The 5,300-nt window shown below is 72.7% G+C and carries 5 protein-coding genes; 3 read left to right on the forward strand and 2 right to left on the reverse strand.

Annotated features, from left to right (window positions below):
- Positions 1-114: 114 nt before the first annotated feature.
- The 3 genes from ABD207_RS17740 (at position 115) to ABD207_RS17750 (ending at position 2,849) form a co-directional block, all read left to right on the forward strand.
- Positions 115-642, forward strand: a complete 528-nt coding sequence (locus tag ABD207_RS17740; RefSeq protein WP_344014064.1) for a GNAT family N-acetyltransferase — start codon at positions 115-117, stop codon at positions 640-642.
- 159 nt (positions 643-801) lie between these two features.
- Entirely contained in the window at positions 802-1,239 is a 438-nt protein-coding gene (locus ABD207_RS17745) for a DUF485 domain-containing protein (RefSeq protein ID WP_344014065.1), read from the forward strand.
- Positions 1,236-2,849, forward strand: a complete 1,614-nt coding sequence (locus tag ABD207_RS17750; RefSeq protein WP_344014066.1) for a sodium/solute symporter — start codon at positions 1,236-1,238, stop codon at positions 2,847-2,849. Before ABD207_RS17745 ends, ABD207_RS17750 begins: the two co-directional genes overlap by 4 nt.
- 222 nt (positions 2,850-3,071) lie before the next feature.
- Here ABD207_RS17750 and ABD207_RS17760 read toward each other — a convergent pair whose 3' ends face one another.
- Both ABD207_RS17760 and ABD207_RS17765 read right to left on the reverse strand, forming a co-directional pair.
- Positions 3,072-3,956 (reverse strand): coiled-coil domain-containing protein, encoded by an 885-nt coding sequence (locus tag ABD207_RS17760; protein ID WP_344014067.1) that lies wholly within the window; start codon positions 3,954-3,956, stop codon positions 3,072-3,074.
- Between the two features lie 225 nt (positions 3,957-4,181).
- Positions 4,182-5,300 (reverse strand): SUKH-4 family immunity protein (locus ABD207_RS17765; protein WP_344014068.1); only part of this gene is annotated, 1,119 nt, incomplete at its 5' end.

Consider the following 5,300-nt stretch of genomic DNA (forward strand, 5'->3'; position numbering starts at 1 on the left):
GCCGTCTACCTGGGCGCGGCGGCCGCCGCGGCGCTGGCGTTCGTGGTGCTGCTGGTGCTGGCGCCGCGGAAATTCCCGGTGCTGAGGGACTGACCGCCTGCGTACGCTGCCGCCATGGTGACCCTGGAACGGCTGCGCGCGGACCACGCCGGCGCCCTGCTGGACTTCGAGCGCGCCAACCGCGCCTACTTCGCGCGCACGGTGCCGGACCGCGGGGACGCCTTCTTCACCCCGTCCGGATTCGCCGAGCGCCTGGCGTCGCTGCTCGCCGAACAACGCGACGGGATCTGCCACTTCCACGTGATCCTCGATGACGAGGGCCGCCTGGCCGGCCGGATCAACCTGATGGACGTGGCGGACGGCCGCGCCGGACTCGGCTACCGGGTGGCCGAGTCCGCGGCCGGCCGGGGCGTGGCCACGGCGGCGGTCGCCGGGATCTGCCGGCTGGCGGCGACGGCGTACCGCCTCACCGCCCTCACAGCGGTCACCACCCTGGACAACCGGGCCTCCCGGAAGGTCCTCACCCGCAACGGCTTCACCCGCACCGGCGACACCCTCGTCGGCGGCCGCCCCGGCACCGCCTACCTGCGGCACCTCGGACACCTTCCTCCACACGCCCCTCACACGAGCACCCCAAGTTAACGCCGGTAACTCCCCAGGTCAGCGCAGCGTCTCCATACCGACCGATCAGTTTGGCCAAAACGCAGCGCGCCGCGGAACCGCCGAGTAGCGTGCGTGGACCGCCCCCCCAACCTCCCTGCGGTCCGCCGCACCGGACCCGAGCCACGCAAGGAGCACGGGATGACGTACGACCCGTACCAGCCACCGCCCCCACGCCGCGACGCCTCTCCCCCCTACGCCTCCTACCCCTGGCAGCCGCCGCTCCCGCCCCAGCCCCCCGAACCCAGACGCCCCACCGTTCCCCCCGCCCCCCTCGGCCACCACAGCGACCTGCGGATCCTGCGCAGCGCCTACCGCTGGCAGCGCCGCGTGGCCACCCTCACCGCACTCGGCTACTTCACCCTCTTCCTGATCCTCTCCGCCTACGCCCCCTCCTTCATGACCGGCACCGTCACCGACGGCCTGCCCCGGGGGCTGCTGCTCGCCCTCGGCCAGGTCCCGGTCACCTGGCTGGCGATCGTCCTGTACGAGGGGACCGCCCGGCGCCGCGTCGACCCGCTGGCCGCCCTCATCCGCAAACAGGCGGAACTCGACGCCAAACGGGGAGCCGCCCGATGAACCCCGAATTCAGCGGAAACGCCCAGGCCATGGCGCTCGTCGGGTTCACCGCCGTCGCCACCGTCACCCTGCTGCTGTGCGTGATGACCGGCCCCGACCGCGACGACCTCGACGAGTTCTACACCGGCTACGGCTCCCTGTCCCCCATGCGCAACGGCCTCGCCATCGCCGGTGACTACATCTCCGCCGCCACCGTCCTCGGCACCGGCGGCATCATCGCCCTGTTCGGCTACGACGGCGTCGTCCTCGCCCTCAGCACCGCCCTGTCGCTGATGCTGCTGATGTTCCTGCTCGCCGAACCCCTGCGCAACGCGGGCCGGTTCACCATGGGCGACGCACTCGCCCGGCGCATGCCCGGACGCAGCGTCAGGATCGCCACCTGCGTCGTCACCCTCGCCGCGCTGCTGCCGCTGATGCTGGTGCAGCTCGCCGGAGTCGGCCAGATGATGGGCTTCATCCTCGGCTTCTCCGGCGAGTCGATGCAGACCGGCTGCATCATCGGCGTCGGCGCCCTGATGATCAGCTACGCGGCGATCGGCGGCATGAAGGGCACCGCCCTCATCCAGATCCTGAAGATAGTGATGCTGCTCGGCTCCGGAGGCATCGTCGCCGTCCTCATCCTCAACTGCTTCGACTGGGACCCCGGCGCCCTGTTCGACGCGGCCGCGGCCAACAGCGGGATCGGCCCGCAGTTCCTCGCCTCCGGACTGCAGTTCACCGGCGCCGGCGCCCCCGAACTCGACATGATCAGCGGGGAGCTGACGGTCGTCCTCGGCGGCGGTGTCCTGCCCCACATCACCATGCGCATGTACACCGCCTCCAGCGCCCGCCAGGTGCGCCGCTCCATGTCCTGGGCGGTGTCGATCGTGGCGCTGTTCGTCGTACTCATCACCGTCGTCGGCTTCGGCGCCACCGCCCTGATCGGCCGGGCCGCCATCGCCGAGGCGGACCCGCGCGGCAACACCGCCTATCTGCTCGGCTCCCGGGCCGCGTTCGGAGCGGAGGTGACCACGGCGGAGACCTTCCTGTTCACCACCGTCACCACGGCGATCTTCCTCACCGTGCTCGCCTCCGTCGCCGGCATGATCCTCGCCTGCGCCAACTCACTCGCCCACGACGTCTTCGCCGCCCGCGTGCAGGACATGTCACCGCGCCGCGAGATGACGCTGGCCCGCCTGTCCGCGTTCGCCGTCGGCGTCCCCACCATCGCGCTGGCCACCCTGGTGCAGCACTACAGCCTGCATCCGCTGGTCACCCTGTCCTTCTGCATCGGCGCCTCGGCCATCGCCCCGGCCCTCGTCTACGGGCTGTTCTGGCGCCGCTACACCCGCACCGGCCTGCTCAGCACCCTCATCGGCGGCACCCTCGCCGTGCTGCTGCTGATGCCGGGCACCACCCTGGTCTCCGGCACCCCCGTCTCCGCCTTCCCCGACGCCGACTTCACCTACTACCCGTTCACCACCACGGGCCTGCTGTCCATCCCGGTCGGCTTCGCCTGCGGCTGGCTCGGCACCCTCGTCAGCGGACGGACGAAGGCCGAGGTGCAGCGGCGGCAGTACGAGGCGGTGGAGGCGTGGATCCTCGCCGGGGCGGCCCGCAGAAGGAACTGACAGAGCAGAAGGAAACGGCCAAGAGGCCCGCGGCAGGAACTGACGGAGGGACAGGCCGCATGGAGGCGACCGCCGGTTCAAGGAACGGACCAAGCAGCTGACGGGCGACGGGACGGTGCCCTCACTCCACCGCCCGGCCCGTCAGCGCCGTCAGGCTCGAGCACACATGGTCCATATGGGCCTGCACCTCGTCCCGCGTCCGCGCGTGCTCGCGCAGTGCCCTCACTCCACCGCCCGGCCCGTCAGCGCCGTCAGGCTCGAGCACACATGGTCCATATGGGCCTGCACCTCGTCCCGCGTCCGCGCGTGCTCGCGCAGCAGCTGCTCGGTGCGGGCCTCGATCGCCTCCTCCTCGGCCCGCGCCGCCGCCAGCACCTCCTCCGCCCGCTCCCGCGCCCGTTCCTCCAGGCGCCGGGCCGCCTCCTCGGCGTCGGCGAACGCCCGCTTCGCCTCGGACAGTTCCCGCTCGGCCACCGCCACCTCCCGGGTGTGCCGGGCCTCCAGCTCCGCCGTGCGCCCGGCCTCCTCGTCCTCCACCTCGGTCAGCCGCGCGGCCTGCTCCTCGGCCATCTCCGCGAGCATCTCGGACACCCGCTGCCGCATCTGCCGCTGCGCCTGCAGCGCCTCACCGCGCCGGTCCTTCACCTCACGGCGGGCCGCGACGCAGATCTCGTCCGCCTCCGCGCCCGCCGCCAGCAGCCGCTGCCGGGCCCGCTCGTCCGCCTCGGCGCGCACCGCGTCGGCCCACGCCTGCGCCGACTCCCGTACGCCCTCCGCCTCGGCGCCCGCCTCCTGCGCGATCCGCCGCGCCTCCTGCCGCGCCCCCTCCCGCACGGCCACCGCCTCCTGCTGCACCAGCTCGAACAGCCGCCGGGCACTCTCCCCGAGCGACTCGTACGTCTGGTCGGGCAGCCTCGCCACCCGCTCCCGCAGCAGCCGCAGCTCCTCCTCCATCTCCCGGGCCAGCACCGTGAGCCGGGCCGCCCGCTCCCAGGCGGCGTCGCGGTCCTTGGACAGCGCCTCGACGTACGCGATCACTTGAAGGGGGCGGTAGCCGCGCCCCCGCACGGTCACGAAGTCCTGCGTCGACCCCGGTGCGCTGCTCATCCCTCGACCTCTCCTCCGGATGGATGCGACATGATGATTTCGCGCACATCTTGAGGTATGGAACATAAGGGTGCATAACGCGACACTCCGGACATTCAGCCTGTTCAGTGCGTGCCGGACACTCCGGACATTGAGCCCGTTCGGTGCGCGCCGGTGAACCAGAAAAGGGGGCCGGCCCCGGTCACTCGACCAGGGCCGGCCCCTCACCACTGTGCGCTCAGCGCCTCACAGCAGGCCGTCCCACATCTGCTCCAGCAGCACCGACCACCAGCTCTCCGGCGAACCCAGCGCCGCCGGGTCCAGCGCGGCCAGCTGCGCCTGGAAGTCCACCGTCCAGCGGCCCGCCTGCTCCTGGTTCAGCCCGAACCTCAGCCGCCACATCCGCCCGAGCAGCGCCAGGCAGCGCGCGAACTCCGGCAGGCCGGTGTTGACGAACTGCGGCGGCACCGGAGTACCACCCGGCCCCGCCTCCACCGGCACCGCGACGATGTTCGCCGTGCCGTACTGCACACAGATGGCCTTACCGAAGTCGCTGCCCATCACCAGGTACGAGCCCGCGTCCGGGGCCGGCTGCACACCGCGCTCGGCCGCCAGCTCCGCCAGTGTCGGCACCGGGCGGCCCGGCTGCGCCTGCGCCCAGAAGAACGGGCCCATGTCCATCGGCAGCCCGGCCACCACCAGCGTGTGCGCCACGATCGGCGGCACGCCCTGCCGGGACACCGCCGCCTGCTCGAAGCGGAACACGCCCGGACCGAACGCCGTCGCCAGCTCCTGGGCGATGCCCTCCGGCGGGATCGGCGGCGCCGGCTGCACCGGAGGCACCGGCACCCGCACCGGCGCCGGACGCGCCGGACCGTCCGCCACCTGATGCAACTCGCCCTGGTGCGCGAGCAGCTGCTGCATGCCCTGCTGCCGGCTCGCGTGATCCCGGCCGTACGGCGCGATCGAGGTGATCCGCGCCTGCGGCCACTGCTCACGGATCATCCGCGCGCAGTAGGCGCCCGGCAGCTCGCACGACTCCAGCTCGGTGTGCAGCTCCAGCACCTGGTCCGGCGGCACGTTCATGGCGCGCAGCTCGTGGAAGATCTGCCACTCCGGGTGCGGCATGCCCGGCGCGGAACGCCGGATCAGCTGCTGCTCGGAGCCGTCCTGCGCGCGGTAGCGCAGCACCGCCTGATAGCCGGGGCCGACGGTCGGCTGCCCGGTCGGCTGCTGCGGATACCCGTACGCCGGCGGCTGCCCCGGCACCGGGACCCCGGGCGGCGGCGTACCCGGAACACCGGGCGCCGGAGGCGGCGGAGGCGTACCGGGAACGCCCGGGGGCGGCGGAGGCACGCCGGGGCC

The organism is Streptomyces thermospinosisporus, from assembly GCF_039526425.1.
Taxonomy (GTDB): Bacteria; Actinomycetota; Actinomycetes; order Streptomycetales; family Streptomycetaceae; genus Streptomyces; species Streptomyces thermocarboxydovorans.